28 protein-coding genes are annotated in these 26,115 nt (G+C 60.8%); 9 read left to right on the top strand and 19 right to left on the bottom strand.

The features are described from left to right. From GCN78_RS09790 to rsgA, 5 genes are all read left to right on the top strand, one after another. Complete coding sequence (locus GCN78_RS09790) at positions 1 to 1,464, top strand: DUF4178 domain-containing protein (RefSeq protein ID WP_152251543.1); 1,464 nt, start codon at positions 1 to 3, stop codon at positions 1,462 to 1,464. Then, the gene (locus GCN78_RS29275) at positions 1,461 to 1,634 is read left to right on the top strand and encodes a hypothetical protein (protein WP_170840580.1); all 174 of its coding nucleotides are present in this window, start codon (positions 1,461 to 1,463) and stop codon (positions 1,632 to 1,634) included. The genes GCN78_RS09790 and GCN78_RS29275 overlap by 4 nt, the downstream gene beginning before the upstream one ends. A gap of 2 nt (positions 1,635 to 1,636) precedes the next feature. Next, positions 1,637 to 2,002, top strand: coding sequence for an adenosylmethionine decarboxylase (speD, locus tag GCN78_RS09785; RefSeq protein WP_152251542.1), 366 nt, complete (start codon positions 1,637 to 1,639; stop codon positions 2,000 to 2,002). A 63-nt stretch (positions 2,003 to 2,065) separates the two neighbouring features. Then, positions 2,066 to 2,620, top strand: coding sequence for a hypothetical protein (locus GCN78_RS09780; RefSeq protein WP_152251541.1), 555 nt, complete (start codon positions 2,066 to 2,068; stop codon positions 2,618 to 2,620). A gap of 348 nt (positions 2,621 to 2,968) precedes the next feature. Then, positions 2,969 to 4,033: a ribosome small subunit-dependent GTPase A gene (rsgA, locus tag GCN78_RS09775; RefSeq protein WP_152251540.1), complete on the top strand. Its 1,065-nt coding sequence runs from the start codon at positions 2,969 to 2,971 to the stop codon at positions 4,031 to 4,033. Positions 4,034 to 4,108: 75 nt separating this feature from the next. On the opposite strand, the gene GCN78_RS09770 is transcribed toward rsgA, so the two are convergent. The 13 genes from GCN78_RS09770 to mnmG form a co-directional block, all read right to left on the bottom strand. Continuing rightward, entirely contained in the window at positions 4,109 to 4,528 is a 420-nt protein-coding gene (locus GCN78_RS09770) for a F0F1 ATP synthase subunit epsilon (RefSeq protein WP_065307860.1), read from the bottom strand. A 62-nt stretch (positions 4,529 to 4,590) separates the two neighbouring features. Beyond that, entirely contained in the window at positions 4,591 to 5,991 is a 1,401-nt protein-coding gene (gene atpD / locus GCN78_RS09765) for a F0F1 ATP synthase subunit beta (RefSeq protein WP_034752705.1), read from the bottom strand. Positions 5,992 to 6,020: 29 nt separating this feature from the next. Then, positions 6,021 to 6,896, bottom strand: coding sequence for a F0F1 ATP synthase subunit gamma (gene atpG, locus GCN78_RS09760; RefSeq protein WP_086144317.1), 876 nt, complete (start codon positions 6,894 to 6,896; stop codon positions 6,021 to 6,023). A gap of 62 nt (positions 6,897 to 6,958) precedes the next feature. Beyond that, positions 6,959 to 8,500, bottom strand: coding sequence for a F0F1 ATP synthase subunit alpha (gene atpA, locus GCN78_RS09755; protein WP_034752701.1), 1,542 nt, complete (start codon positions 8,498 to 8,500; stop codon positions 6,959 to 6,961). Between the two features lie 78 nt (positions 8,501 to 8,578). Further along, positions 8,579 to 9,124, bottom strand: coding sequence for a F0F1 ATP synthase subunit delta (locus GCN78_RS09750; RefSeq protein WP_034752699.1), 546 nt, complete (start codon positions 9,122 to 9,124; stop codon positions 8,579 to 8,581). 2 nt (positions 9,125 to 9,126) lie between these two features. After that, positions 9,127 to 9,597 carry a F0F1 ATP synthase subunit B gene (locus tag GCN78_RS09745; RefSeq protein WP_099761157.1) on the bottom strand — a complete coding sequence of 157 codons (471 nt, stop codon included), beginning with the start codon at positions 9,595 to 9,597 and terminating at the stop codon, positions 9,127 to 9,129. A 43-nt stretch (positions 9,598 to 9,640) separates the two neighbouring features. Further along, on the bottom strand, positions 9,641 to 9,919 hold the full coding sequence (atpE, locus tag GCN78_RS09740) for a F0F1 ATP synthase subunit C (protein ID WP_071080009.1): 279 nt from the start codon (positions 9,917 to 9,919) through the stop codon (positions 9,641 to 9,643). Positions 9,920 to 9,979: 60 nt separating this feature from the next. Further along, on the bottom strand, positions 9,980 to 10,789 hold the full coding sequence (gene atpB / locus GCN78_RS09735) for a F0F1 ATP synthase subunit A (RefSeq protein WP_152251539.1): 810 nt from the start codon (positions 10,787 to 10,789) through the stop codon (positions 9,980 to 9,982). Between the two features lie 51 nt (positions 10,790 to 10,840). Next, positions 10,841 to 11,209, bottom strand: a complete 369-nt coding sequence (locus GCN78_RS09730) for an ATP synthase subunit I (RefSeq protein WP_096232948.1) — start codon at positions 11,207 to 11,209, stop codon at positions 10,841 to 10,843. A gap of 270 nt (positions 11,210 to 11,479) precedes the next feature. After that, positions 11,480 to 12,364 carry a ParB/RepB/Spo0J family partition protein gene (locus GCN78_RS09725; protein WP_152251538.1) on the bottom strand — a complete coding sequence of 295 codons (885 nt, stop codon included), beginning with the start codon at positions 12,362 to 12,364 and terminating at the stop codon, positions 11,480 to 11,482. Positions 12,365 to 12,428: 64 nt separating this feature from the next. Then, positions 12,429 to 13,199, bottom strand: coding sequence for a ParA family protein (locus GCN78_RS09720; protein WP_034752687.1), 771 nt, complete (start codon positions 13,197 to 13,199; stop codon positions 12,429 to 12,431). Between the two features lie 168 nt (positions 13,200 to 13,367). Beyond that, positions 13,368 to 14,012, bottom strand: coding sequence for a 16S rRNA (guanine(527)-N(7))-methyltransferase RsmG (gene rsmG / locus GCN78_RS09715; protein ID WP_152251537.1), 645 nt, complete (start codon positions 14,010 to 14,012; stop codon positions 13,368 to 13,370). After that, positions 14,009 to 15,946 carry a tRNA uridine-5-carboxymethylaminomethyl(34) synthesis enzyme MnmG gene (mnmG, locus tag GCN78_RS09710; RefSeq protein ID WP_152251536.1) on the bottom strand — a complete coding sequence of 646 codons (1,938 nt, stop codon included), beginning with the start codon at positions 15,944 to 15,946 and terminating at the stop codon, positions 14,009 to 14,011. The genes rsmG and mnmG overlap by 4 nt, the downstream gene beginning before the upstream one ends. Before the next feature lie 317 nt (positions 15,947 to 16,263). On the opposite strand from mnmG, the gene GCN78_RS09705 reads away from it, so the two are divergent. The 4 genes from GCN78_RS09705 (at position 16,264) to GCN78_RS09690 (ending at position 19,034) form a co-directional block, all read left to right on the top strand. Then, entirely contained in the window at positions 16,264 to 16,584 is a 321-nt protein-coding gene (locus GCN78_RS09705) for a DMT family transporter (RefSeq protein WP_152251535.1), read from the top strand. Between the two features lie 11 nt (positions 16,585 to 16,595). Next, positions 16,596 to 16,955 carry an NADH-quinone oxidoreductase subunit A gene (locus GCN78_RS09700; RefSeq protein WP_152251534.1) on the top strand — a complete coding sequence of 120 codons (360 nt, stop codon included), beginning with the start codon at positions 16,596 to 16,598 and terminating at the stop codon, positions 16,953 to 16,955. An 85-nt stretch (positions 16,956 to 17,040) separates the two neighbouring features. After that, the gene (locus tag GCN78_RS09695) at positions 17,041 to 18,198 is read left to right on the top strand and encodes an iron-containing alcohol dehydrogenase (RefSeq protein WP_152251533.1); all 1,158 of its coding nucleotides are present in this window, start codon (positions 17,041 to 17,043) and stop codon (positions 18,196 to 18,198) included. Positions 18,199 to 18,242: 44 nt separating this feature from the next. Beyond that, entirely contained in the window at positions 18,243 to 19,034 is a 792-nt protein-coding gene (locus GCN78_RS09690; RefSeq protein ID WP_152251532.1) for an EAL domain-containing protein, read from the top strand. Between the two features lie 50 nt (positions 19,035 to 19,084). Here GCN78_RS09690 and GCN78_RS09685 read toward each other — a convergent pair whose 3' ends face one another. From GCN78_RS09685 to GCN78_RS09660, 6 genes are all read right to left on the bottom strand, one after another. Then, complete coding sequence (locus tag GCN78_RS09685) at positions 19,085 to 21,145, bottom strand: 3-hydroxybutyrate oligomer hydrolase family protein (RefSeq protein ID WP_152251531.1); 2,061 nt, start codon at positions 21,143 to 21,145, stop codon at positions 19,085 to 19,087. Between the two features lie 76 nt (positions 21,146 to 21,221). Further along, a complete protein-coding gene (locus tag GCN78_RS09680; RefSeq protein ID WP_152251530.1) occupies positions 21,222 to 22,202 on the bottom strand; it encodes a branched-chain amino acid ABC transporter permease in 981 nt (326 codons plus the stop codon). A gap of 31 nt (positions 22,203 to 22,233) precedes the next feature. Beyond that, on the bottom strand, positions 22,234 to 23,118 hold the full coding sequence (locus GCN78_RS09675; RefSeq protein ID WP_070288905.1) for a branched-chain amino acid ABC transporter permease: 885 nt from the start codon (positions 23,116 to 23,118) through the stop codon (positions 22,234 to 22,236). Positions 23,119 to 23,282: 164 nt separating this feature from the next. Further along, complete coding sequence (locus tag GCN78_RS09670) at positions 23,283 to 24,491, bottom strand: ABC transporter substrate-binding protein (protein WP_099665952.1); 1,209 nt, start codon at positions 24,489 to 24,491, stop codon at positions 23,283 to 23,285. Positions 24,492 to 24,575: 84 nt separating this feature from the next. Beyond that, positions 24,576 to 25,304: an ABC transporter ATP-binding protein gene (locus GCN78_RS09665; RefSeq protein ID WP_152251529.1), complete on the bottom strand. Its 729-nt coding sequence runs from the start codon at positions 25,302 to 25,304 to the stop codon at positions 24,576 to 24,578. Beyond that, positions 25,304 to 26,074 carry an ABC transporter ATP-binding protein gene (locus GCN78_RS09660; protein WP_034752653.1) on the bottom strand — a complete coding sequence of 257 codons (771 nt, stop codon included), beginning with the start codon at positions 26,072 to 26,074 and terminating at the stop codon, positions 25,304 to 25,306. Before GCN78_RS09660 ends, GCN78_RS09665 begins: the two co-directional genes overlap by 1 nt. Positions 26,075 to 26,115: the final 41 nt, after the last annotated feature.

The following is a 26,115-nucleotide window of genomic DNA, read 5'->3' as shown; positions in this document are numbered from 1 at the left end:
ATGCAAACTGTTTCCTGTCCCAGCTGCGGCGCGGAAGTCCGCTTCCGCTCGCACGCTTCCGTGCTCGCCGTGTGCGAGTACTGCCACAGCACCATCCTCAAGGACGCCGATTCCGTCAGGGACGTGGGCAAGATGTCGGCCGTCCTGGAAGACTACTCGCCGATCCAGATCGGCACGGCCGGCGTGCACGACAGCGTGCACTTCACCGTCGTCGGCCGCATCCAGCAGCGCTACAGCGCCGGCACGTGGAACGAGTGGTATCTGCTGTTCGACGATGCCAGCACGGCGTGGCTGGGCGACTCGTCCGGCCTGTACACGCTGACGCGCGAGCGCAAGACGCAGGACGCCCTGCCCGTCTTTGGCGAGCTGGCGCCGGGCAAGCGCTATACGATCTGCGGCGAGCCGTACACGGCGGCCGAGATCCGCAACGCCGAATGCATCGCCGGCCAGGGAGAACTACCCTTCAAGGTGGGTGCCGGCTGGCGCATCCAGGTGGCGGACTTGCGCAACTACGCCAGCTTTGTCACGCTCGACTACACGGACGGCCCGCAACCCGTCGTCTACCAGGGCGTGGCCGTCACCCTGGACGGCTTGCAGTGCCAGCTGCTGCGCGATGACGATGCCATCGCCAAAAGCGCCGGCAAGTACCGTGGCAAGCTCGATGCGCTCGACTGCCCGTCCTGCGGCAGCGGCATTCAGTATGTGCCCGGCGCGGCAGCGCAGCTGGTGTGTCCCGCCTGCCACGCGCAACTCGACGCCAGCGGCCCGGAAGCGCAGGTGCTGGCCATCGGCAAACAGGTGCACGACGACGCCGACATCACGCTGGAGCTGGGCGCCAGCGCGAAGATCAGCAATGTCGATTTCACGGTGATCGGCATGATGCGCCGCGCCGACGATGAAGGCAGCGAGTGGAACGAATACCTGCTGTACAACGCGCGCGCCGGCTTCTTCTGGCTGGTGGAGACGGACGACGGCTGGTCGCGCTCGAACGTGCTGCCGAACTGGCCCAACTGGCAGTCGCTGGACGCCGATACCTGCACGCTCGATGGCGCCACGTATCGCAAGCTGTATGACTATGGCTCGCAGGTGGTGTACGCGGCGGGCGCCTTCAACTGGAAGGTGGCCGTCGGCGACAGCACGCGCGTGTTTGAATTCGAACAGGGACAGACCAAACTGGCGGCGGAGCTCACCGGCGAGGAAATGACGTGGTCGCGCTCCGTGCCCGTCGCCTATGACCAGATGGCCGCCTGGTTCGGCGCCGCCTTCCATGGCGGCGCCAAGGTACACAATATCGAGCTCAGTCACCAAGGCATCGCCAAGGTCTTCATCGTCATCGTGCTGGTCTTGAATGCGATCCCCATGTTCGTCTCGTTCTCCAGCACCCTGATGTGGAGTCTGCTGGGCTGCCTGGCGCTGTTCCTGCCGGCCGTTTTCCTCGACAAGAATGCAAAGAATCCCCCATGAGTAAATACGTGATCTATGCCCTGATGGTGACGTTCTCCGTCACGGCCGCCAACTGGGTGCGCATGTTCAAGGTGGCCGGCAGCGGCAGCGGCGGCAGCAGCTGGAGTTCGCGCACGGGCAGCGGCGGCGGCAGCTATGGCGGCGGCTCCAGCGGCGGCAGCCACAAATAGGCATGGCGACCACCGCGCATCTGCCCCTGGGCACCCATCTGCTGGCCGACCTGTCGGGCATCGCGCCGGAACGCCTGCGCGACTGCGCCGCGCTTGAGCGCCTGCTGCGCGACGCGGCCGTCGCGGCCGGCGCGCAGGTGCTGCACGGCCATTTCCACAGCTTTGGCCCGGGTCAGGGCGTCACGGGCGTGCTGCTGCTGGCCGAGTCGCACATCTCGCTGCATACCTGGCCCGAGGTCGGCTTTGCCGCCGTCGACATCTTCATGTGCGGCGCGGCCCGGCCGCAGCTGGCGCTCGACCTCATCAAGGATGCGCTACAGGCGGCGCACTGCCAGCTGCAATCCGTGCGGCGCGCGCCGCCGGCGTAAGCTCGCTGGTGGATCGCGTGGCGATCGCTTACACTGTCGGCTGATCCTCCAACCGTGACTCCCATGCGCCGTTCCGCCCTCCTTGCCCTGCCCCTGCTGCTGCTGGTTTCCGCCTGCGACGACTACACGGCGCCCAGCCTGTACCAGGCCACCACGCCCGAGTGCAAGACGTGGACGGAGGGGTCGCGCTTCGCGCTGCCGCGCGGTATCAGCGTGTATGCCACGCCGCCCGTCACCCTGAAGGACGGCGGCACCGAGCTGGCGCTGATTTTCACCTTGCCGGTCGGTACGCAAGCCAGTTTTACGCGCCTGTCCTTCCTGCTGGAAGAACCGAAACAGCAGCCGTTCGCCGAAGCCAAGGTGCTGACCATCTACCAGCGCGGCATGAACCAGAAGGCGGAGATCGTCGACGTCATCGAAAAACTGCCCATCATGTTTGCCGCCGTCGGCTCTAGCGCCGAAACCCAGTGGCGCCTGCGCCTGCAACTGCCGCGCCAGCTGCCGCAGCGCTTCGACCTGTCGATGCCCGACATGCTCGTCGCCGGCAAGCGCTATCCGGTGCGCACGTTTACCTACCGCTATTTCCCCGAGCGCAGCGCTTACGGCATGTGCAGCTAATTCAACAATCGCGCCAACAATGTGTCGGATTACGCCCTGCGGACTAATCCGACCTACGGCATGTGCAGCTAAGCCACACCGTCGATTGACGGCGGCGCGCGCCGCTGGCACACTGGCGTTTTCCATCACACAACAGGAGTAGACAACATGCGCCATTCGGATACTGCCGTGCTGTCGGCTGCCTGATCACTGTTTTCCCCTGCTGAGCCTTTTAGCTCGCAACTCCCCATACGCGTGATCGCGTAGCCGACGTTCCCCTTCTTTCGTGCCAGTCCTCGTGACTGGCGGTGCCTGCACGCGCAGGCTTCACGTCCGTACGCGGACGACAGAATATGGAATCACGCTACCATGATCACATTCGATTTCGCGCAACTGCGCCTTATCGGGCTACAGCAGGCCATCGCCGGCGCAGCCACCCAACTCGACATCTCCTCCCCCGCCGCGCAGCTGCTGCGCGTCAGCGCCGTACACCGCGACAGCATCGTCGTGCACGACGGCAGCCAGGAACACCCGGCACAGATCCTGCCGCGCCTGCTGCACGCGCTGCTGGCGCAGGACAGCGTCCTTGCCGTCGGCGACTGGGTCGCCGTCGAACCCGATGCGCACGGCACGCTGTGGATAACGGCGCACTTATCCCCAATCACGCAGATCGCCCGGCGCGGCAATGACGGCCGGCGGCAAGTACTTGCCAGCAATGTCGACACGGCCCTGCTGGTGATGGGACTGGACGGGGACTTCAACCCGCGCCGGCTGGAACGCTATCTGGCCATCGTGCTGGCGGCCCAGGTCAGCCCCGTGGTGGTGCTGAGCAAGGCCGACGTGGCCGACGACGTGGCCGGCAAGCTGGCGCAGCTCAAACAGCGCCTGCCGCCCCACGTGCCGCTGTTTGCCATCGATACGCGCCATGCGTATGACGTGGCCATCCTGGAACCCTGGCTGGGCGCAGGCCAGACCCTGGTGCTGCTCGGTTCATCGGGCGCCGGCAAGTCCAGCCTGACCAATACCCTGTGCGCCACGCAGCAGGCGACCAGCGGCGTGCGCCATGGCGACGCGCGCGGCCGGCACACGACGACGGCCCGCTCGCTGCACCTGTGCGCGGGCGGCGCCTGCATCATCGACACGCCGGGCCTGCGCAGCTGGCGCGCCGATGCCGATGCGGAAACGCTGGCCGCCACGTTTGACGACATCGCGGCGCTGGCGGCGATGTGCCAGTTCCGCGATTGCCAGCATGCGAGCGAGCCCGGTTGCCGGGTCCGCGGCGCCGTCGATGGGGACCGCCTGCGCAATTATCACAAGCTGCTGCGCGACGCGCGACGTAGCGAGGAGACGCCGCTCGAGCGCATTAGCGCGCGCGCCAAGTGGAAGACGATCTTGAAGGCGGGACGGGAAAGGGGAAAGGACAAGCGCCGCTAATTTTTGCTGAAGTGAGTTTTGCTGAAAAAAAAGGCAGCCCGGAGGCTGCCTTTTGTCGTACCGCATGCGCGCAAATTAATGCTTGCGCAGCTTCTGGATCGCTGCCAGCTGCGCAATCGCGCTGGCCAGCTCGGCTTGCGCTTGCGCGTAGTCGATGCCCGAATCCTTGTTGTGGATATTTTCTTCCGCCAACTTCTTCGCTTCCAGCGCTTTCGCTTCGTCCAGGTCGTGACCGCGGATCGCAGTATCGGCCAGAACGGTCACGGTATCCGGTTGCACTTCCAGCAGGCCGCCGGCGACGAAGACGAACTCTTCTTCAGCCTGGCCGACTACCTTGATGCGGACCGCGCCCGGACGGATGCGGGTAATCAAAGGCGTGTGGCGTGGGTAGATACCCAGCTCGCCCTGTTCACCCGGCAACGCGACGAATTCTGCTTCGCCTGAAAAAATCAGTTCTTCAGCGGAAACCACGTCAACGTGAATTGTGTGTGCCATGTGTGTCCTATCGGGTTGAAGAACCCCGCCTTGTAAGGGGCGGGGTTAGGCCCAGACTTAACTTAGTTAAGTTTCTTGGCTTTTTCGATTGCTTCTTCGATCGTGCCGACCATGTAGAACGCTTGTTCCGGCAGGTGATCGAGTTCGCCCGAAGCGATCATTTTGAAGCCCTTGATCGTGTCTTTGAGCGAAACGTATTTACCAGGCGCGCCGGTAAAGACTTCAGCGACGTGGAAAGGCTGCGACAGGAAACGCTGCATCTTACGTGCACGGGCGACCAGCAGTTTGTCTTCCGGTGCCAGCTCGTCCATACCCAGAATCGCGATAATGTCGCGCAATTCCTTGTAGCGTTGCAGGGTCGTTTGCACGGCACGCGCGGTGTCATAGTGCTCTTGACCAACGATCAACGGATCGAGCTGACGCGAGGTCGAGTCCAGCGGGTCCACGGCTGGGTAGATACCCAGGGAAGCGATGTCACGCGACAGCGCAACGGTCGAATCCAAGTGAGCAAACGTGGTAGCAGGCGACGGATCGGTGTAATCATCGGCTGGAACGTAGACGGCCTGGATCGAGGTGATCGAACCGGTCTTGGTCGACGTGATACGCTCTTGCAGACGGCCCATTTCTTCGGCCAGGGTCGGTTGGTAACCCACAGCCGACGGCATACGGCCCAGCAGTGCCGACACTTCGGTACCGGCCAGCGTAAAGCGGTAGATGTTGTCGACGAAGAACAGAACGTCCTTGCCTTCATCACGGAACGATTCAGCGATCGTCAGGCCGGTCAGCGCGACGCGCAGACGGTTACCTGGCGGTTCATTCATCTGACCGTAGACCATCGCCACTTTGGAGTTCTCTGGGTTTTCCAGATCGACCACTTTCGCGTCAGCCATCTCGTGGTAGAAGTCGTTACCTTCACGGGTACGCTCACCCACACCGGCGAACACGGACACGCCGCTGTGCGCCTTGGCGATGTTGTTAATCAATTCCATCATGTTGACGGTCTTGCCTACGCCAGCGCCGCCGAACAGACCAACTTTACCGCCTTTTGCAAACGGGCAAACCAGGTCGATCACCTTGATGCCGGTTTCCAGCAGTTCTTGCGATGGCGACAGTTCGTCGTATGCAGGAGCGGTGCGGTGGATCGACGCGATCTGCTCGTGCGACACGGGGCCGCATTCGTCGATCGGGTTGCCCAGCACGTCCATGATGCGACCCAGGGTTGCTTTACCGACTGGCACCATGATAGGTTTGCCGGTGTTCTGGATCATCATGCCGCGACGCAGGCCATCGGACGAGCCGAGTGCAATGGTACGGACAATGCCGTCGCCCAACTGCTGTTGTACTTCCAGGGTCAGTTCCGAGCCTGCCATCTTCAAGGCATCAAATACCTTAGGCATCGCGTTGCGGGGAAACTCAACGTCCACCACAGCGCCGATACACTGAACGATTTTGCCATCAGCCATGTTCGTTCCTTCAATATAGTTAAATTCGTTTAAACCGCAGCCGCACCGGCGACGATTTCGGAGAGTTCTTTGGTAATCGCAGCTTGGCGGGTCTTGTTGTAGATCAGCTTCAATTCGCCGATCACACTACCCGCGTTGTCGCTTGCAGCTTTCATCGCGACCATCCGTGCCGATTGCTCGGACGCCAGATTCTCCGCGACTGCCTGGTACACCAGCGCTTCTACATAGCGCTCCAGCAATTCGTCGATGATGCTTTGTGCATCTGGCTCGTAGATGTAATCCCACGAGTGTGCGCTCTTATCGGCGACCATCTTGTCGGCCGTCAATGGCAGCAACTGTTCGACCACTGGTTCCTGCTTCATCGTGTTGATGAATTTGGTGTAGCACAGGTACACTGCGTCGAGCTTGCCTGCCTGGAACTCTTCGAGCATGACCTTGACAGGTCCGATCAATTTGTCCAGGTGGGGCGTATCACCGGTTTGAATGGCAGAAGCGACGATCTTGACGCCGATGCGATTCAAAAAACCCAAACCCTTGTTACCGATGGCAACTGCTTCAATCCGGTTGCCAGCTGCTTCCAGCTCGCGCGACTTCGACGTCACCTGGCGCAGGATGTTGGTATTCATGCCGCCGCACAGACCCTTGTCGGTCGTGACAACGATGAAACCGACTGCCTTCGCTTGCGTACCCTGGGCAGCTGCCAGGAACGGGTGCGTGTATTCCGGATTGGCGGTCGCCAGATTGGCGGCGATATTCCGAATCTTGTCACTGTAGGGACGGGCGGCCCGCATCCGGTCTTGCGCCTTGCGCATTTTGGACGCGGCGACCATTTCCATCGCCTTGGTGATCTTCTTCGTATTCTCTACGCTCTTGATCTTGCCTCGTATCTCTTTGCTTGATGCCATGAGTCCTTACTCCTTCTGCGCGTAGGGCGGCGCCTCACTCGAGGCGGGCGCCGCCTGGCCGCTTAATATGCGCCGGATTTCTTGAAATCAGCAATGGCCGCCGACAGAGTTGCTTCGCTGTCTTTGTCGAGTTGCTTGGTTTCTTCGATCTTGGCCAGCAGAGCAGCTTGCTTGGTCTTCATGTAAGCGTGGACACCAGCTTCGAACGACAGCACTTGCTTGACTGGCACGTCGTCCATGAAGCCTTTGTTCACCGAGAACAGCGATACGGCCATCAGCGAGATCGACAGTGGCGAGTACTGGGCTTGCTTGAGCAATTCCGTTACGCGCGCGCCGCGGTCCAGCTGCTTGCGGGTCGATTCATCCAGGTCCGAAGCGAACTGCGCAAACGCGGCCAGTTCACGGTACTGCGCCAAGTCGGTACGGATACCGCCGGACAGGTTTTTGATGACCTTGGTCTGGGCGGCGCCGCCGACGCGCGATACGGAAATACCGGCGTTAATGGCAGGACGGATACCGGCGTTGAACAGCGAGGTTTCCAGGAAGATCTGACCGTCGGTAATCGAAATCACGTTGGTTGGCACGAATGCGGACACGTCGCCAGCTTGCGTTTCAATGATCGGCAGTGCCGTCAGGGAACCGGTCTTGCCTTTGACGGCGCCGTCGGTGAACTTCTCGACGTAGTCGGCGTTCACGCGTGCTGCGCGCTCCAGCAGGCGGCTGTGCAGGTAGAACACGTCGCCTGGGTACGCTTCGCGACCTGGTGGACGGCGCAACAGCAGCGAGATTTGACGGTATGCAACAGCTTGTTTGGACAGATCATCGTAGACGATCAGTGCATCTTCACCGCGGTCACGGAAGTATTCGCCCATGGCGCAACCGGAGTACGGCGAGATGTATTGCATGGCGGCCGATTCCGAAGCGGAAGCGGCGACAACGATGGTGTATTCCATCGCGCCGTGCTGTTCCAGCGAGCGCACGATGTTCTTGATCGACGAGGCTTTTTGGCCGATCGCGACGTAGATACATTTCATGCCCTGGCCTTTTTGATTGATGATCGCATCAATCGCCACAGCCGACTTACCGGTTTGACGGTCGCCGATGATCAGTTCGCGCTGGCCGCGGCCAACTGGAACCATCGCATCGATCGACTTCAGGCCGGTTTGCATTGGTTGCGAAACGGACTCACGGGCGATCACGCCCGGAGCGATTTTTTCAATCGCGGCCGTCAGTTTCGTTTCGATGGCGCCTTTGCCGTCGATCGGCTGACCCAGCGCGTTGACAACGCGGCCGAGCAGCTCAGGACCGACTGGCACTTCCAGAATGCGGCCGGTGCATTTCACCGTGTCGCCTTCGGAAATGTGCTCGTAGGCACCCAGAATCACGGAACCGACGGAGTCGCGTTCCAGATTCATCGCCAGGCCAAACGTGTTGCCTGGGAATTCCAGCATCTCGCCTTGCATCACGTCCGACAAACCGTGGATGCGGCAGATACCGTCGGCAACGGAGATAACCGTGCCTTGATTACGCACTTCAGCGCCGCCGTCAAGACCTTGGATCCGGCTCTTGATCAACTCGCTGATTTCAGATGGGTTGAGTTGCATACTAACTCCTAAAAGTGTTTCTCTCAGCTTGCGCGAGGGGTAAGGGTCTGTCTAAGCTGGCCTGCCGAAGCGCGTGTCTTACGACACCAGTGCAGCGTGCAGTTGCTGCAGCTTGGCGCGCACCGAGGTGTCGAGCACTTGGTCGCCAACAACCACGCGCACGCCGCCGAGCAGCGATGGATCCACTGTGACGGCAGGGTTGAGCTTACGACTGAATTTCTTTTCCAGCGTTGCGACCAGCTCGGCCGTTTGGCCTTCGCTCAGATCGAAAGCGCTCGTGATCTCGGCGTCAGCCGCACCTTCCAGGCCATTTTTCAAGGCATGGAATTGCGCGCCGATTTCCGGCAGCAGGCTGATGCGGCCATTTTCGATCAACATCGTGACGAAGTTTTTCACTTCCTCATTGAGCGGCGATTTCAACAACGACAGGATGGTGGCGGCGACGTCGCTTTCCGAAACTTTCGGATTGCGCGCGTACGCCTGTACCTCGGGGTGGCTACCGATCTGTGCCAGTTCGGACACCAGCTCGGACCACGCCGCGAGGTTGCTTGACTCCTTACCAGCTTGGGCTACGCGGAACAAAGCTTCCGCGTAGGGACGGGCGACGGTTGCGAGTTCTGCCATGATTACAGCTCGACAGCAAGACGCTGCAACATTTCGGCGTGAGCCGTAGCGTTGACTTCACGCTTCAAGATCTGCTCGGCACCCTTGACAGCCAGGTCAGCCACCTGAGCGCGCAATTGTTCGCGTGCTTTCGACAGTTGCTGTTCGGCGTCCGACTGGGCTTGCGCAATGATACGCGCAGCTTCAGCTTGTGCATTTTGCTTGATCTCTTCAGCAACCAGCTGCGCGCGCTTTTCAGCGTCCGCAACGCGTTGCGACGCTTCTTCACGTGCACTGTTCAATGCCTCTTGCGCACGCTTTTCAGCGACAGCCATCGAAGCTTGACCTTGATCGGCCGCAGCCAATCCATCCGCGATTCGTTTGGCACGCTCATCCAGCGCTGTGTTCAGCGCTGGAAATACGAACTTCATCGAGAACCAGACCAACACCGCGAAGGTGATCATCTGGCCGATGAGCGACATATTGATGTCCATACCTTTGCTCCTAACTAAAAGTTTCTCCTAGGGTTGGAGCGAATTACTGAGCAACAGCGGTCAGAGCCGACAGGAACGGGTTAGCGAACGTGTACAGCAGAGCGATACCAACGCCGATCATCGAAATTGCATCCAGCAGACCAGCGATAACGAACAGTTTGGTTTGCAGTTGTGGCATCAGTTCTGGTTGACGTGCCGAAGCTTCCAGGAATTTGCCACCCAAGATAGCGAAGCCCAGAGCGGTGCCGATTGCGGCCAGGCCGATGATGATTGCTGCTGCCAGAACGGTCATGCTTTGTACTTGTGCGATCAGAGCTTGCATAAAATTCTCCTAAATTTAAAAACGAAAGATACTAAAAAAAACAAAATATAAAGTTGCTGATTAATGCTTCTCAACCGCAAGGCTCAGATACACAACCGTCAACGCCATAAACACAAAAGCTTGCAAAGTTACAATCAAGATATGGAAAATTGCCCATGGACCACCCAACGCCCACTGTGCCCACCAAGGCAACAACGCGATCAAGATGAAAATCAGTTCGCCGGCATACATATTGCCGAACAGTCGCAGCGACAGGGAGATCAGTTTTGCAACCAACTCAACCATTTGCAGCAAGAAATTAACTGGTGCCAACAAGATCGTGCCGATGATGCCACTTGCATGGAAAGGCGCGGTAAACAATTCCTTGATCCAGCCGCCCAGGCCCTTGGCCTTGACGGAAAACGCGATAATGCACAGAACTACCGAGAACGACATCGCAAAAGTATGGTTCACGTCGGCAGTCGGCACCACGCGCAGCTTGTGCACGCCAAACAAGCTCAACACTTTCGGCAGCAGGTCAACCGGCAGGAAGTCCATCGCGTTCAACAACCAGACCCACACGAAAATCGTGATCGCCAGTGGTGCAATGATCTTGCTTTTTGCGTGGAAGGCCCCATTAATAGTCTCATTGACCATTTCCATGATCATTTCGACGAAATTTTGCAGTTTGCCAGGAACACCGGCCGTCGCACGGCGCGAAGCCATGTAGAAAACGGCAAGGAAAACAAAGCCCAGGATGGCAGACACCCAGAAAGTGTCCAGATTGAAGGCGCCATCGGCGCTTTTCAAGTGGGCCAAATGGTGGCTGATGTATTCTGTGGCGTTGGCCGGGGCAGCATGGCCCGCTTCAATAGCGTGTTCTGTGGTCATAATGAATTTAGATTTGTCGTTTCAGAGCACAACAGGCCCCAAAACCAATGATTAAACAGCGAGCAATGAAAACCAGTATGCTAAGGTTGCCACCGCGAAACCCAAGATCAGCCATAACCAGGCGGCCGACTGAAACAACACCAGTGCCAATATAAACAGCACCGCTGTAATAAATATTTTCACCATTTCCGCACGCAAGTGCGCGCGAAAAGCCTTTTTGGCGTCGCTACTACCGCGAACGACCAGCAAGGCATACGCCAGACTGCCGGCGACGGCGATCGCACCGCCGCATGCGGCGGACCAGCCTCTCACGCTGCCCCCGAAAAACAGGGTGACTGTGGCAAAGCTGATCACGATTGCTAGCTGCAAGGCAACTACTTTGTAGACTGGCTTGGCAATACTTTGTTGTGAATCGCTCAATTGCCAAGTTCCCAGAAAAATCTACACACGCAAAGACACGGGATTATAGTTGGCTTTGTTCTATAGAGTCAAACGTTGCTGCACCGCAGCAGGGCAATTGCTGCGTGAAACTGACGCTTTACCGACTATTCGCCGCCTTTTGCACCACTATATGGCAAAGTCGCTTGTCTGGCCGCTTCCAGCCGTGTTATCAAGGAATCACGTGGTGCATCTGGAAAGCATGGCCGGATCGTCCACAGCCGCATGCCCCCTGTCTTTGCAGCTTGCTATTTAACCACGCAAGCGGGTCAACAACCCATCGAGCACGTCAAGATCGGCAAAATCAATCACCAACTGGCCACGGCCCTTGTTGCCCATCTTGAACACCACGGGCGTGGCCAGCGCATCGGACAGCTCTTCTTCCAGGCGCGCGATGTCGCCGGACTTTTCCTTTTGCCGCGGCTCGACCGGGTTGGCCGCTTCCTCGAGCGTGCGGGTGACGAGCTTTTCCGTTTCACGCACCGACAGGCGCTTGGCCACGACCTGGTTGGCCAGGGTGATCTGGCTGGCCGCATCGACGGCCAGCAGCGCGCGCGCATGCCCCATGTCGATGTCGCCGGCCATCAGCATGGTTTGCACGGGGCTGGCCAGGTTCATCAGGCGCAACAAGTTGGAGACGGCGCTGCGCGAGCGTCCCAGCGCAGTGGCCGCTTGCTCATGCGTAAAACTGAAATCGGCGATCAGGCGGTGGATGCCCTGCGCTTCTTCCAGCGGGTTGAGGTCTTCGCGCTGGATGTTCTCGATCAGCGCCATGGCCGCGGCGGCCAGGTCGTCGACGTCGCGCACCAGCACCGGCACTTCCGTCAGGCCCGCCAGTTGCGAGGCGCGGAAACGGCGTTCGCCGGCGATGATTTCATATTTAATAAGACCGCTCAAGGTGTCCTGCCCGATCGGGCGCACCAGGATCGGCTGCATCAGTCCCTGCGCCTTGATCGAGGCGGCCAGTTCATTCAGGGCGCCCTCGTCCATGCGCGTGCGCGGCTGGTATTTGCCGGCTTGCATTTGCGACACGGGCAAGTTCGACGGTTGATTCGTGTCCGGACTGGCAAAATCGCCGCCGCCGCCCAACAGGGCGTCGAGTCCGCGACCCAGTCCCTTTAATTTTTTCGTAGCCATGCTGTCCTAATCGTGTTTTCAGAGTAAGCGCTTACACCATAATGTGCGCACGCTCGCCCCTTGTTTACATATGTTTGATGCGTTCGACCATCTCGGCGCCGAAGGCGATGTACGCCTGGGCACCTTTCGAGCTGGGGTCGAAGGTCACGCCGGGCAAGCCGTACGATGGCGCTTCGGCCAGGCGCACATTGCGCGGGATAATGGTATTGAACACCTTGTCGCCGAAGTGCTGCTCCAGCTGGGCCGACACTTGTTGTGATAATGTCATGCGCGGATCGAACATCACGCGCAACAGGCCGATGATCTTCAAGTCCGGGTTCAGGTTGGCGTGCACCTTCTTGATGGTGTTGACCAGGTCGGACAAGCCTTCCAGCGCGTAGTACTCGCACTGCATCGGGATGATCACGCCATGCGCGGCGCACAGGCCGTTCAAGGTCAGCATCGATAATGCCGGTGGGCAATCTACCAGGATGAAGTCGTATTCGCCGTCCACTTCGGCCAGCGCATCCTTCAGGCGGCGTTCGCGGTTGTCCAGCTCGACCATCTCCACTTCGGCGCCGGCCAGCTCGCGGTTCGACGGCAAGACATCGAAGCGCCCCGCTTCCGAACGCTGGCGTGCCGTTTTGACATCGGACTCGCCCAGCATGACTTCATAGGTCGACGCCTTCAAGCCAGCCTTGTTGATGCCGGCGCCCATGGTCGCATTGCCCTGCGGGTCGAGGTCGACCAGCAGCACGCGCTGGTTCAACTTGGCCAGACCGGCGGAGAGGTTGACGCTTGTTGTGGTTTTACCAACACCACCCTTTTGATTTGCTACACAAAAAATTTTGGCCATGTATCTTCTAGTTGTAAAGAGATGCAAACTTCATCGTGCGTCCCGGCATCCGGCCGAAACGATTTATACTGTTTATTCTATTTATATGATATAAATCGTTTATACGGTTTATATTATTTATACCGTATAAACTGTTTATATGATTTATATCGTTTAATTTCTGGTCTTTTAAATTCTTGCTATAAAGACCAGATGACGCTCTGCATTTAGCCCTGGCACCTGGATAGGCCGTAATTGCGTCACTTGCCAGTCTGCCGGCAGTCTCTCGCGCTCGTCTGGCGGTGCCACCCCTTTCAAGGCGATGAATTGACCGCCCTCGGCCAGCACGTGATTCGACCAGTTGACGAAGTCGGACAGGTCGGCGAAGGCGCGCGAGGTGATCACGTCGAATTTCTGCGCCACTTCCAGCTGTTCCACGCGTTTCGTGTACACGGTGACGTTGCTCAACCCCAGTTCCGCCTTCACCTGCGTCAAAAATGCCGTCTTTTTATGCACGGTATCGATCATCGACACCTTCATATCGGGCCGCGCGATGGCCAGCACCATGCCCGGCAACCCCCCGCCGGCGCCCACGTCGAGCACGTTTTTCGCCTGCGCGAAGGCCGGCACGGCGGCCAGCGAATCGAGCACGTGCAGGGTCAGCATCTGCAGGGGATCGCGCACCGACGTCAGGTTGTAGACGCTATTCCATTTGGCCAGCAAGGCCAGGTAATCGAGCAGTTTTTCCGTCTGATCCGCGCTCAGGTCCAGCCCCAGCGCGGCGATGCCTTCATTCAAAATGGGGGCCAATGCGGCCCGGTCAAACTGCTTCATTCAACAACCTCGTCCTTTAAAGTGGTGGTCTGCGCGGCACCAAAACCGCGCTTTTTCAAATGCACGAGCAGCAGCGAAATCGCCGCCGGCGTCACGCCGGAAATGCGCGAGGCCTGGCCCAGGGTTTCCGGGCGCTGCTTGTCGAGTTTTTGCCGCACTTCGACCGACAGCGCGCCGATATCGAGGTAATTGAAACCCTCTGGCAAAGCCAGGTTTTCATAGTGTTCGTGGCGCTCGATTTCCTTGCTCTGGCGCTCGATGTAGCCCGCGTATTTGAGCTGGATTTCCACCTGCTCGCGCACGGCCGCATCGTCCACGCCGGGACCGGCCAGGGCCTGCCCCTCGATGCCCGTCATGCTCATCAAGGTGTCGTAGGCCACGTTCGGACGGCGCAGCAAGTCCGCCAGCGAATACTCTCGTTCGATGGCCTGGCCGACGATGCGTTCCGATTCGGCCGCCGCCAGGATGCGCGGATTGACCCACGTGGAACGCAGGCGCTCGAGCTCGCGCGCCACCGCTTCACGCTTGGTTTCAAACGCCTGCCACTGGGCGTCGCCCACGCAGCCCAGGGCGCGGCCGATTTCCGTCAGGCGCATGTCGGCATTGTCTTCGCGCAGGCTCAAACGGTACTCGGCGCGGCTGGTGAACATGCGGTACGGTTCCTGCACGCCCTGCGTGATCAGGTCGTCGACCAGCACGCCCAGATAGGCCTCGGAGCGGCCCGGTACCCAGGCTTCCTTGTCCTGCGTCAGCAAGGCCGCATTCAGGCCCGCCAGCATGCCTTGCGCGGCCGCTTCCTCATAGCCGGTGGTACCGTTGATCTGGCCGGCGAAGAACAGGCCCGCGACGGCCTTCGTTTCCAGCGAGGCCTTCAAGCCGCGCGGGTCGAAATAATCGTATTCGATGGCGTAGCCGGGGCGCAGGATGTGGGCGTTTTCCATGCCCTTCATCGATTGCACGAGGGCGATCTGCACGTCGAACGGCAGGCTGGTGGAGATGCCGTTCGGATAAAACTCATGCGTCGTCAAGCCTTCCGGCTCGAGGAAGATCTGGTGCGATTCCTTGCCCGAGAAACGGTGGATCTTGTCTTCGATCGAGGGGCAGTAACGGGGGCCCACGCCCTCGATCACGCCCGTGTACATGGGGCTGCGATCGAGGCCGGCGCGGATGATGTCGTGCGTCTGGCTATTCGTGTGCGTGACCCAGCACGGCACCTGGCGCGGATGCATGGCCGTGTTGCCCATCACGGAAAACACGGGCACGGGATCGAGGTCGCCCGGCTGTTCCTGCATCACGGAAAAGTCGATCGTGCGGCCATCGATGCGCGGCGGCGTGCCCGTTTTCAGGCGGCCCTGCGGCAGTTTCAGCTCTTTCAGGCGGGCGGACAGCGAGATGGCCGGCGGGTCGCCGGCGCGGCCGGCCGAGTAGTTATTCAAGCCCACGTGGATCTTGCCGTCGAGGAAAGTGCCGGCCGTCAGCACGACGGCGCGCGACAGGAACTTCAAGCCGATCTGCGTCACGGCGCCAACCACGCGGTCGCCTTCGACGATCAAATCATCGACGGCTTGCTGGAACAGCCACAGGTTAGCCTGGTTTTCCAGGCGCGTGCGGATGGCGGCCTTGTAGAGAATGCGGTCGGCCTGGGCGCGCGTGGCGCGCACTGCCGGGCCTTTCGACGAATTCAGGATGCGGAACTGAATGCCGGACTCGTCAGTGGCAATCGCCATCGCGCCGCCCATGGCATCGACCTCCTTGACCAGGTGGCCCTTGCCGATGCCACCGATGGAGGGATTGCACGACATCTGGCCCAGTGTCTCAATATTATGCGTGAGCAATAGCGTCTTCTGCCCCATGCGGGCGGAAGCGAGGGCCGCCTCGGTACCGGCGTGACCACCACCGACAACGATGACGTCGAATTCTGTAGGAAATAACATGATAAATAGGTAACAGTGCAAGTAAAAATGCGGGAAGAGAGCTCCGATTATAGAGTCTTTTTGCAAGCGCAACCTTCCGAGGGCCAATTTTTGCTTAATTTTTACTCAGCAGGGGCAAGTCAACGGCGATTTCTGTTTCACGTGGAACACGCAGCGTGACCAGGCAGAGGGCTGCGGTCGCGTGAAATGTTTGCTACAATTGCCGCATCGTCCGCCAACGTGACCACGCCAGTGGCCATAGTGACGATCATCCAGGAGGACGGCCTCCCCCATCATGGGAACACACCGGGACGGCCCGCTCTGTATAAGGAGCCGCCATGGCCTGGATACTCTTACTGATTGCCGGCACGCTTGAAGTCGTGTGGGCATACTCGATGAAACTCTCCGAGGGTTTCACCAGACTCACTCCCTCCGTTCTTACCATCGTCATGATGATCGCCAGCTTCGGCTTGCTGTCGCTGGCCATGCGCACCCTGCCTCTGGGCACGGCTTACACGATCTGGACCGGCATCGGCGCCGCCGGCGCCTTCATCGTCGGCGTCGTCTTTCTGGGCGAGCAGCTCAATGCCATGCGTGTGGGTGCCGCCATACTCATCGTGTGCGGCATCGTGCTGATGAAACTGTCGTCCAGCCACTGAGAGGAATCCCCATGCTCCTCGAACAGTATTTTCCCGTCCTCCTGTTCATTCTGATCGGCATCCTGGTCGGCATCGTGCCCATGCTGCTGGGGCGTGCACTCGGTCCGCACAAACCCGATGCGCAAAAACTGTCGCCGTACGAATGCGGCTTCGAAGCGTTCGGCGATGCGCGCATGAAGTTCGACATCCGCTTCTACCTGGTCGCCATCCTCTTCATCCTGTTCGATATCGAGGTGATCTTCCTGATGCCATGGGCGGCCAACGTCAACGAACTGGGCTTGCCCGGCTTCTGGGCCGTCATGGGTTTCCTGGGCGTGCTGGCCATCGGCCTGGCCTATGAATGGAAACGCGGCGCGCTGGAGTGGGAATAAGCCCTCCTTCTGGTTCCACGTGAAACAGGCACGGCGCTGAAAAGCGGAGTAAGCTGGACTTCCGTCCTCACTGTCAGGAGTCCGCATGCCCGCCTTCCAGTTCCGCACCGTGCCGCATTTAATCGTTGAAGGGGGCGCCGCCGCCCAGCTGGGCGCGCATATCGCCCATCACTTCCCCTCGGTACGCCGGGCCCTGCTCGTCACCGATGCAGGCTTCCTGCGCACGAGACTGGCCGATGCTCCCCTGCACAGCTTGCGGACGGCAGGCATCGACACCCATGTTTTTTCCGACGTGCAAGCCGATCCGCCCGAAGCCATCGTGCTGGCCGGCGTGGCCCAGGCGCGGATGTTTCACGTGGAACTGATTATCGGCCTCGGTGGCGGCAGCTCGCTGGACGTGGCCAAACTGATCGCCGTGCTGGCGCCGGGCCACCAGGAACTGGCGCAACTGTATGGCATCGGCAATGTCCACGGCCAGCGCCTGCCGCTGGTGCAATTGCCGACCACGGCCGGCACGGGTTCGGAAGTCACGCACATCGCCATCGTCACCACGGGCGCCACCACGAAAATGGGCGTGGTGGCGCCGCAACTGTATGCGGACCTGGCCATCCTCGACGCCAGCCTGACCCTGGGCTTGCCGCCCTCCGTGACGGCCGCCACCGGCATCGACGCCATGGTGCACGCCATCGAAGCGTACACCAGCCGCGTGTTGAAAAATCCCCTGTCCGACATGCTGGCCACCCAGGCGCTGTCGCTGCTGCACGCCAACATCGTCACCGCCTGCCGCGATGGCGCCAACTTGCCGGCGCGCCAGGCCATGCTGCTGGGCGCCATGCTGGCCGGCCAGGCGTTTGCCAACGCGCCCGTGGCCGCCGTGCATGCGCTCGCCTATCCCATCGGCGGCTTGTTCCACGTGCCACACGGCTTGTCGAATGCGCTGGTGCTGCCGCACGTGCTGCGCTTTAATCTGTCCCACGCTGCGCCCCTGTACGCGCAGCTGGCGGCCGTCTTGCATCCCGGTATCACGGGCAGCGAGGAAGCGCGGGCCGTGGCCCTGATCGACGCCATGCAGGAACTCGCCCGCGCCACCGGCATCGCGCGCACCCTGCGCGAGGTAGGCATCGCCGCCAGCGACCTGGACCGCCTGGCCGATGAAGCCATGCTGCAGACGCGCTTGCTGGGCAACAATCCCCGGCCCGTCACGCGCGGCGATGCCCGCGCCATCTATGCTGCCGCACTGTGAGCCAGCAGACGGACTCCGCCACCCCACCCTGCTATCCTCATGCCATGACGCCTCCCGACATCGCCATTCATCCCGACGGCACCCGCTTTCCCCACGGCGCGTGTGCCGGCTGCCATGACGGCGCGCCGCTCTCCTTTGCCTTCGAGTACGCGTATCAGCCCATCGTCGACCTCGCCACGCGCAGCATCTATGCGCACGAAGCGCTGGTGCGCGGCCCCACCGGCGAAAGCGCGGCCAGCGTGCTGGCGCAAGTCAATGACCACAACCGCTACCGCTTCGACCAGGCATGCCGGGTCAAGGCCGTGGCCGGCGCTGCCAGGCTGGGCATGCAGGGCTTTCTATCGATCAATTTCCTGCCCAACGCCGTCTACCGTCCCGAAGTGTGCATCCGCAGCACCCTGGAAGCGGCCACCTTGCATAACTTCCCCACAGATAAAATCATCTTTGAGGTGACGGAAGGCGAGCGGGTGCAGGACCGGCCCCATCTGGTCGAGATTTTCCGCGCCTACCGGCGCTTCGGTTTCCAGACGGCCATTGACGATTTCGGCGCCGGTTATGCAGGCTTGAACCTGCTGGCCGAATACCAGCCCGACATCATCAAGATCGATATGGACCTGGTGCGCGGGATCGATACGCAGGCGCCGCGCCAGGCGATCGTGCGGGCCATCGCCAGCCTATGCCGTGATCTCGGTATCCGCGTGCTGGCCGAAGGCATCGAGACGCGCGCCGAACGCGACTTCCTGGCCAGCTGCGGCATTTCCCTGATGCAGGGCTACTGGTTTTGCAAACCTGTCTTCCAGGGACTGGGCCACATCCCCGATACGGCCTGGGAATAAAAAAGGCCACGTGAAACGTGGCCTTGGCTTGCATGCCGATACCGCCCGCCTTAGTTGGGAATATCCACCTGTGTCCCCGTCACACCGATCACATTGCCGGCCGCCGGCGTCGCCGCAATGGCCGGCACGTTGACGTTCGTGATCAGGGTCGATGCATCGGCGCGCGTCACCGTGCGCACCACTTGCGATGGCGGCAAGGCTTGCTTGGCAGTCAGGTGCGCATACATGGCGTCCAGCGCCCGGTTCAGGTAAACATGCAAGGGCACGATCAGGGTCGGCAAGGCGCTGCTGAAGGAATCGAAGTGGTTGGCGTTGGTCACCTCGATATAGCGCAACTGGCTATTCGTCCCGTCCACCGCTGCGTTCAGTCCCAAGTAGGCACGCGAAGCGTGATTGACGGGAATCAGGGTGTCGCTGCGGCCGTGCACGATGATGGCCGGCTTGCCGTTCAATTTGCCGCTGGCCGCCACCTCGGCCATGCCGGCACGTACGCGCACGCTTTGCCCGGCCAGGGCAGCTTCCAGGTTGGCGCCGCTGACGGTGTCACGCCCCGTCGCCAGGCTGCGCAGGCACAGGAAGCCGTCGAGCGACTGGTCCGCCAGACTGGTTGACGGCGACACGCCGGCCGTGTACACCCTGGCGCCGCCCACGCTGTTCTCGTACACGACACTGCCGAGGATGCCGTTTTGCGCGGCAAAGCTGACCGCCTTTTGCGCCGAGGTGAAGGCGACCGGATTGCCGCTGCCGTCCGTCTGCGCAAACGTGAAACCACACACCTTGTCCGTCACGGAAAATTTTCCGTAGGCATAGGCATATGTAACGGCCACGAGGATGTTCGTGCCCGCGTGCGCGGCCTGCAGCGGATCGGAATCCACTAACCAGCCATACGCGCGCAAGCGCTGCTTCGCGTCCGCCTGCTGCGCCGCCAGGTCGGCGCCGTTCAATAGCCCCTTGCTGACGAGCGCCGCGCAGCGTCCCGCATTGCCGGCCACGGAAGCGATGCACGGCTGATACAGGGCCGCATAGGTGGCGTAGTCGAATAGCGCACGGCCGGGATTGGCGACCAGCGCCCCGCCCTGCCGCACGCTGTAGGCGGTTGACGCTGCTGGCTGGACCTGCGGCTCGCTGACGGCCACGCCGCCGATCAAGCCCTTGCTATCCTGTTCCGCCGCCAGCAAGGCCGAGCCGGCGCCGTTGGAGATGCTGGACGCGATCGTGATGGTGTTCTTCGGCGTCAGCCGCACGACGCGCGAACTGCCGTCGCGGGCCAACACACCATAGCGCTCGTTCAACACGTAATACGCCATCTCGACGGCCTGCAAGGTGACCTTGCCCCAGTCCTTCTCCGGATTCTGCTGCGAGTGCGCATGCTTGAAGGCGATGCGGTTCGGGTTGGCGGCGGCCCAGGCCAGCCGGTCGGCGTCGCTCAAGTCCGGCGCGAAGTGCGCGTTCTTGCCGGCGGCCACCCTGCCCGCGCGCACGCCGTTCTGCAGGTTGACGCTGTCGTCCTCGAACACATACAGACCCGTACCGGAGCCCTTGTCGGCATACGCGACGGCGCAGCCCTTCTTCAAGCCCCATTCGCCGGAACTGCCGATGGCGCCGTAGATGCCGCGCGAACCGCTGGACGTGCCCGTGACGATGCAGGCGTGGTCGGGATCGAAGCTGGCCGGCACCTGCACCATCAGGGTGACATTCTTCTTGCCCGTGCCATCGTCGGCGTACGCGATGTATTCACTGCCCGCGATCAGGCCCTCGCCCGCGCCCACGTTCCCGGAGGCATCGACATTCGGTCCGTACAGGGTGCCGTAGCCGCTGTTGGCGGCAATGTCGAGCACGGCGCGGTAGTTGGCGTAGATCGCATTGCGGCGCAGCTCAAGCGGCGTCGGCTGTTCCACGTTCGCATAGGCGGGCGTGGCGCCGGCCAGCCCCGTCTTGCCCAGGCCGGCCGTCAACAAGTCGTTCGTCTTGCCGTCGTAGTCGGCCCGCGTGATGGTGCCCAGGTAGCCGGGCATCTGGTTCAGTTCTTCCGGCGCATGGTTGCTGCCGCAGGCTGCCAACGCCAGCAGGGTACACAGACCGCTCCCCGCGCGCGTGATCGTCGTTTGCATGGTGGTTCTCTCCGTTAAGGTAACAGTGGACGCACAATGAAAAACGCCGGACGATCCGTCCGGCGTTGCTTGAAAATCAGACAGCGGCTTTGGCTGGCCTGCCGCCGAAGCGCGCGATGGCTTCGCCGACGATGCCGCGCCGGAACATCAGCACGCAGATGACAAAGATCACGCCGGTCACCATGCCCACCGATTCGCCCAGGGTACCGAACCACTCGATGCCCGTGTGGGTGGCCAGATAGGTGCCGACATCGCCCAGCTTGTTTTCCAGCGCGATGATCAAGACGGCGCCGAGGATGGGACCGGACAAGGTGCCCATGCCGCCCACCAAGGTCATCAGCACGACCAGGCCCGACATGCCCCAGTACACGTCGGTTAACGTCTCAAAGCCCAGCACCAGCGTCTTGGTGGCGCCGGCCAGCGCGGCCAAGGAGGCCGACAGCACGATGGCCATCAGCTTGTACTTGTTGACGTCGTAACCGAGCGAGATGGCGCGCGGTTCGTTTTCCTTGATCGCCTTGAGCACCTGGCCGAACGGCGAGTGGATGGTGCGCACGATCAGGGCGAAGCCGGCGACAAAAATGGCCAGCACGACGTAGTACAGGACGGTGTCATTGCCCAGGTCTAGCGTGCCCAGCAAGGTTCCACGTGGAACACCCTGCAAGCCATCCTCGCCGCCCGTGAACGGCAGGCGCAAGGCCAGGAAGTAAACCATCTGCGCCAGCGCCAGCGTGATCATCGTGAAGTAGATGCCCTGGCGGCGGATCGCCAGGCCGCCGATCACCAGGCCCAGCAAGGCGCCCGTGGCGACGCCGGCCAGCAAGCCCAGTTCCGTTGGCCAGCCCCAGGTGCGCAGCGCGTAGCCGGTGACGTAGCCGGCGCCGCCAAAGAAGGCCGCATGGCCGAACGACAGCAAGCCGGTATAGCCGATCAGCAAGTTGAAAGCGCAGGCAAACAGGGCAAAGCACAGCAACTTCATCAGGAAGACGGGATAGCCGTAAAACGGGGCCGCCAAGGCCAGCAGCAAGGCAATGGCGTAGCCTACATTCTTATTCATCGTGGTAGCTCCAATACATGACTGATGAGGATTACTTTTCTTTGCCGAACAGGCCGGCGGGACGCAGCAGCAGCACGATGACCATCACCACGAACACCACGGTGGCCGAGCCTTCCGGGTAGAACACGCGGGTCAGGCCCTCGATCACGCCCAGGCCCAGGCCCGTCAGGATGGAGCCCATGATGGAACCCATGCCGCCGATCACCACCACGGCAAACACGACGATGATCAGGTTCGAGCCCATCAGCGGCGAGACCTGGATGATGGGCGCGGCCAGCACGCCGGCGAAACCGGCCAGCGCCACGCCGAAGCCGAACGTCAACGTCACCATCAGCGGCACGTTGATGCCGAACGCTTCCACCAGTTTCGGGTTTTCCGTGCCGGCCCGCAGGTAGGCGCCCAACTTGGTTTTTTCGATGACGAACCAGGTGGCCAGGCACACGGAAAGCGAAGCGATCACCACCCACGCGCGATAGTTCGGCAGGATCATGAAACCGAGGTCGGTGGCGCCGGCCAGCGCTTCGGGCACGGCATACGGCTGGCCCGAGACGCCATAGAAGGAGCGGAACACGCCTTCCATGATCAGGGTGATGCCAAAGGTCAGCAGCAAGCCATACAGGTGGTCGAGTTTATACAGCCAGCGCAGCATGGTCTTTTCGATCAGGATGCCGACCAGGCCGACGAGGATCGGGGCGATGACGAGCATGGCCCAGTAATTGATGTCAAAATAACTGAGGCCCATCCAGGCCAGGAAGGCGCCCATCATGTACATGGCGCCGTGCGAGAAATTAATAACGTTGAGCAAGCCGAAGATGACGGCCAGACCGAGGGACAACATGGCATAGAACGAGCCGTTGACGAGACCCAGCAGCAGCTGGCTCATCATCGCTTGTAATGGAACGCCGAAAATTTCCATGGCATCACAGTATAAAAAGCACCGCCGGGTAGCGGTGTGGTATCAAGGGAAACGCGCCACTGCAAACGGGTGCGGCGGCGCAAGGCGAACCCTGCGGGCGAAGAGCGTGCAGGACGGACCACCCGCGCGCAGGCGGGCGATCCGCTGGAGGTATGGCTACCGCGTTACTTCCACAACGAACACTTCGATTCAGCCTTGGTCACGTACGCTTGCGCACCGGGCACGGTGGCCACGACCTTGTAGTAATCCCACGGGTATTTCGACTCGGACGGCTTCTTCACTTCCATCAAATACATATCGTGCACCATGCGGCCATCGGGACGCACTTCGCCATTCTGGGTGAACATGTCGTTGATCTTGGTCTTTTTCAGGTAGGCCATGACCTTCTCGGTGTCATCCGTGCCCAGCGCCTTGACGGCTTTCAGGTAGTTGGCCGCCGCCGAATAGTCGGCCGCCTGCAGCATCGACGGCTCCTTCTTCATCTTGGCGAAATAGCGTTTCGACCAGGCGCGCGTCTCCGCATTCAAGTCCCAGTACCAGCCATCGGTCAGGTACATGCCTTGCGTCAAGTTCAAACCCAGCGAATGGATGTCGTTGATGAAGATCAGCAAGCCGGCCAGCTTCATCGATTTCGTCAGGCCGAACTCGTTGGCCGCCTTGATGCTGTTGATGGCGTCGCCGCCCGCATTGGCCAGGCCCAGGATCTGCGGCTTGGCCGCTTGCGCCTGCAGCAGGAAGGAAGAGAAATCGGAAGCGCCCAGCGGATGCTTGACGCTGCCCAGCACCTTGCCGCCGGCCGCTTTGACGACCTCGGCCGTGTCTTTTTCCAGCGAGTGGCCAAACGCGTAATCGGCCGTCATGAAATACCAGTTCTTGCCGCCCTGCTTGACGATGGTGCCGCCCGTGCCGCGCGCCAGCGCCACCGTGTCGTAGGCGTAATGCACGGTGTAAGGCGTGCATTCCTCATTCGTCAGGCGCGAGGAACCGGCGCCGATGGCGATGAAGATTTTCTTCTTTTCCGCCGCCACCTTGGCCATGGCCAGGCTGGCGCCGGAATTGGTGCCGCCGATCAGCATGTCGACGCCTTGCTGGTCGAACCATTCGCGCGCCTTCGAAGCGGCGATGTCAGCCTTGTTTTGATGGTCGGCGGAAATAAATTCCACCTTTTTGCCGGCGAGAACCACACCGGCGTCAGCGATCGCCATCTTGATGGCTTCCGCGCCGCCGAGGCCGTCGACGTCGGAATACACGCCCGACATGTCGGAAATAAAACCGATCTTGATGGTGTCGCCCGATACCTGGGCGTGCGCGGCGCTGGACAAGCCCAGGGCGCAAAGAGTGGCGGTGGCAATGGCGATAGCGTTACGTTTCATAGTGTCTCCGTTGGGATTATTGTTTGCTATTCAGTCGATTGCTGGACAATGACGCGTACAAGATGGACGCGTACTACATGGGGACTACACGCCAAGCAGCTCGGTCAATACCGGCATCTTGGCCTCCAGTTCGGATGCAGCAAAAGTCTCGACGATCTGACCGTGCTCCATCACATAAAACCGGTCCGCCAGCGGTGCGGCAAACCGGAAATTCTGTTCCACCATGACAATGGTGTAGCCCTTCGCCTTCAGGGTGGTGATCATGCGCGCCAGCCCCTGCACGATGACGGGCGCCAGGCCTTCAGAAATTTCATCGAGCAGCAACAGGCGCGCGCCCGTGCGCAGGATGCGCGCCACGGCCAGCATCTGCTGTTCCCCGCCCGACAGGCGCGTGCCCTGGCTGTGGCGGCGTTCCTGCAAGTTCGGGAACATGGCGTAGATTTCCTCCACCGACATGCCCTTCTCGCCGCTGGCCAGGGTCGGCGGCAGCAGCAGGTTTTCCTCGGTCGACAGCGAGGAGAAAATGCCGCGCTCTTCGGGACAATACCCGATGCCCAGGTGGGCGATTTTGTGCGTGGCCAAACCTATCGCTTCGACGCCATTGACTTTGATGGAGCCCGTGCGCGCGCCCGTCAAGCCCATGATGGCGCGCAAGGTGGTGGTACGGCCGGCGCCGTTGCGGCCCAGCAAAGTCACCACTTCGCCCGGCTGCACTTTCAGGTTCACGTCGTGCAGGATGTGCGATTCGCCATACCAGGTGTGCAGTTGTGCAATTTCCAGCGCGGGTGCGCCGCCATTCGCTCGTGTCGCCATCAATGCGCCCCTTCCAGTTCCGCGTGGGTGGTGCCCATGTACGCTTCCATCACTTGCGGATTGCGCGACACTTCCGCGTAGCTGCCTTCGGCCAGCATGGCGCCGCGCTGCAGGACGGAAATCTTGTCGCAGATGCCGGAAACCACGCTCATATTGTGTTCCACCATCAAAATGGTGCGGCCGGCCGACACTTTTTTAATCAATTCCGTCACGCGGTGCACGTCTTCATGCCCCATCCCCTGCGTCGGTTCATCGAGCAGCATCATTTCCGGCTCCATCGCCAGGGTGGTGGCAATTTCCAGCGCCCGCTTGCGCCCGTACGGCATGTCGACCGTGATGGTGTCGGCAAATTCCGTCAGGTCAACTTCGGCCAGCAAGGCCATGGCACGGTCGTTGAGCTGGTTCAATGCACGTTCGCTTTGCCAGAAATGGAACGAGGTACCGAGCTGGCGCTGCAAACCGATACGCACATTTTGCAGCACGGAGAGGTGGGGAAAGACGGCGGAAATCTGGAATGAACGGATCACGCCCATGCGGGCGATCTGCGCCGGTTTGGCGGCCGTGATATCTTTCCCATTAAACAGGATCTGTCCGGAAGTTGGGACCAGGAATTTGGTGAGCAAGTTGAAACACGTGGTCTTGCCGGCGCCGTTAGGACCGATCAAGGCGTGGATATGGCCCCGCTCTACCTTCAGGTTCACGTCGCTCACGGCGGTGAAACCCTTGAATTCCTTGGTCAAATTTCTTGTTTCCAAGATTACGTTTGACATCGTGTCTCCTAGTTGTACTTTTTGTACTACTTAGTCATTTT

It is taken from the genome of Janthinobacterium rivuli, from assembly GCF_009208735.1.
GTDB lineage: Bacteria > Pseudomonadota > Gammaproteobacteria > Burkholderiales > Burkholderiaceae_D > Janthinobacterium.
Note: the sequence above shows the minus strand (reverse complement) of the source record. Positions and strands in the feature narration are given on the sequence as shown.

What these genes read in the sequence shown, in the direction of transcription:
- GCN78_RS09670 (WP_099665952.1), bottom strand. Translation starts at nt 24,491, where the DNA reads ATGAAACGTAACGCTATCGCCATTGCCACCGCCACTCTTTGCGCCCTG.
- atpB (WP_152251539.1), bottom strand. Translation starts at nt 10,789, where the DNA reads ATGACCACAGAACACGCTATTGAAGCGGGCCATGCTGCCCCGGCCAAC.
- GCN78_RS09685 (WP_152251531.1), bottom strand. Translation starts at nt 21,145, where the DNA reads ATGCAAACGACGATCACGCGCGCGGGGAGCGGTCTGTGTACCCTGCTG.
- rsmG (WP_152251537.1), bottom strand. Translation starts at nt 14,012, where the DNA reads ATGAAGCAGTTTGACCGGGCCGCATTGGCCCCCATTTTGAATGAAGGC.
- atpE (WP_071080009.1), bottom strand. Translation starts at nt 9,919, where the DNA reads ATGCAAGCTCTGATCGCACAAGTACAAAGCATGACCGTTCTGGCAGCA.
- GCN78_RS09750 (WP_034752699.1), bottom strand. Translation starts at nt 9,124, where the DNA reads ATGGCAGAACTCGCAACCGTCGCCCGTCCCTACGCGGAAGCTTTGTTC.
- GCN78_RS09665 (WP_152251529.1), bottom strand. Translation starts at nt 25,304, where the DNA reads ATGGCGACACGAGCGAATGGCGGCGCACCCGCGCTGGAAATTGCACAA.
- GCN78_RS09790 (WP_152251543.1), top strand. Translation starts at nt 1, where the DNA reads ATGCAAACTGTTTCCTGTCCCAGCTGCGGCGCGGAAGTCCGCTTCCGC.
- GCN78_RS09720 (WP_034752687.1), bottom strand. Translation starts at nt 13,199, where the DNA reads ATGGCCAAAATTTTTTGTGTAGCAAATCAAAAGGGTGGTGTTGGTAAA.
- GCN78_RS09780 (WP_152251541.1), top strand. Translation starts at nt 2,066, where the DNA reads ATGCGCCGTTCCGCCCTCCTTGCCCTGCCCCTGCTGCTGCTGGTTTCC.
- atpA (WP_034752701.1), bottom strand. Translation starts at nt 8,500, where the DNA reads ATGCAACTCAACCCATCTGAAATCAGCGAGTTGATCAAGAGCCGGATC.
- rsgA (WP_152251540.1), top strand. Translation starts at nt 2,969, where the DNA reads ATGATCACATTCGATTTCGCGCAACTGCGCCTTATCGGGCTACAGCAG.
- GCN78_RS09675 (WP_070288905.1), bottom strand. Translation starts at nt 23,118, where the DNA reads ATGGAAATTTTCGGCGTTCCATTACAAGCGATGATGAGCCAGCTGCTG.
- atpG (WP_086144317.1), bottom strand. Translation starts at nt 6,896, where the DNA reads ATGGCATCAAGCAAAGAGATACGAGGCAAGATCAAGAGCGTAGAGAAT.
- GCN78_RS09725 (WP_152251538.1), bottom strand. Translation starts at nt 12,364, where the DNA reads ATGGCTACGAAAAAATTAAAGGGACTGGGTCGCGGACTCGACGCCCTG.
- GCN78_RS09660 (WP_034752653.1), bottom strand. Translation starts at nt 26,074, where the DNA reads ATGTCAAACGTAATCTTGGAAACAAGAAATTTGACCAAGGAATTCAAG.
- GCN78_RS09695 (WP_152251533.1), top strand. Translation starts at nt 17,041, where the DNA reads ATGCCCGCCTTCCAGTTCCGCACCGTGCCGCATTTAATCGTTGAAGGG.
- mnmG (WP_152251536.1), bottom strand. Translation starts at nt 15,946, where the DNA reads ATGTTATTTCCTACAGAATTCGACGTCATCGTTGTCGGTGGTGGTCAC.
- speD (WP_152251542.1), top strand. Translation starts at nt 1,637, where the DNA reads ATGGCGACCACCGCGCATCTGCCCCTGGGCACCCATCTGCTGGCCGAC.
- GCN78_RS29275 (WP_170840580.1), top strand. Translation starts at nt 1,461, where the DNA reads ATGAGTAAATACGTGATCTATGCCCTGATGGTGACGTTCTCCGTCACG.
- GCN78_RS09705 (WP_152251535.1), top strand. Translation starts at nt 16,264, where the DNA reads ATGGCCTGGATACTCTTACTGATTGCCGGCACGCTTGAAGTCGTGTGG.
- GCN78_RS09745 (WP_099761157.1), bottom strand. Translation starts at nt 9,597, where the DNA reads ATGGACATCAATATGTCGCTCATCGGCCAGATGATCACCTTCGCGGTG.
- GCN78_RS09680 (WP_152251530.1), bottom strand. Translation starts at nt 22,202, where the DNA reads ATGAATAAGAATGTAGGCTACGCCATTGCCTTGCTGCTGGCCTTGGCG.
- GCN78_RS09770 (WP_065307860.1), bottom strand. Translation starts at nt 4,528, where the DNA reads ATGGCACACACAATTCACGTTGACGTGGTTTCCGCTGAAGAACTGATT.
- GCN78_RS09700 (WP_152251534.1), top strand. Translation starts at nt 16,596, where the DNA reads ATGCTCCTCGAACAGTATTTTCCCGTCCTCCTGTTCATTCTGATCGGC.
- atpD (WP_034752705.1), bottom strand. Translation starts at nt 5,991, where the DNA reads ATGGCTGATGGCAAAATCGTTCAGTGTATCGGCGCTGTGGTGGACGTT.
- GCN78_RS09690 (WP_152251532.1), top strand. Translation starts at nt 18,243, where the DNA reads ATGACGCCTCCCGACATCGCCATTCATCCCGACGGCACCCGCTTTCCC.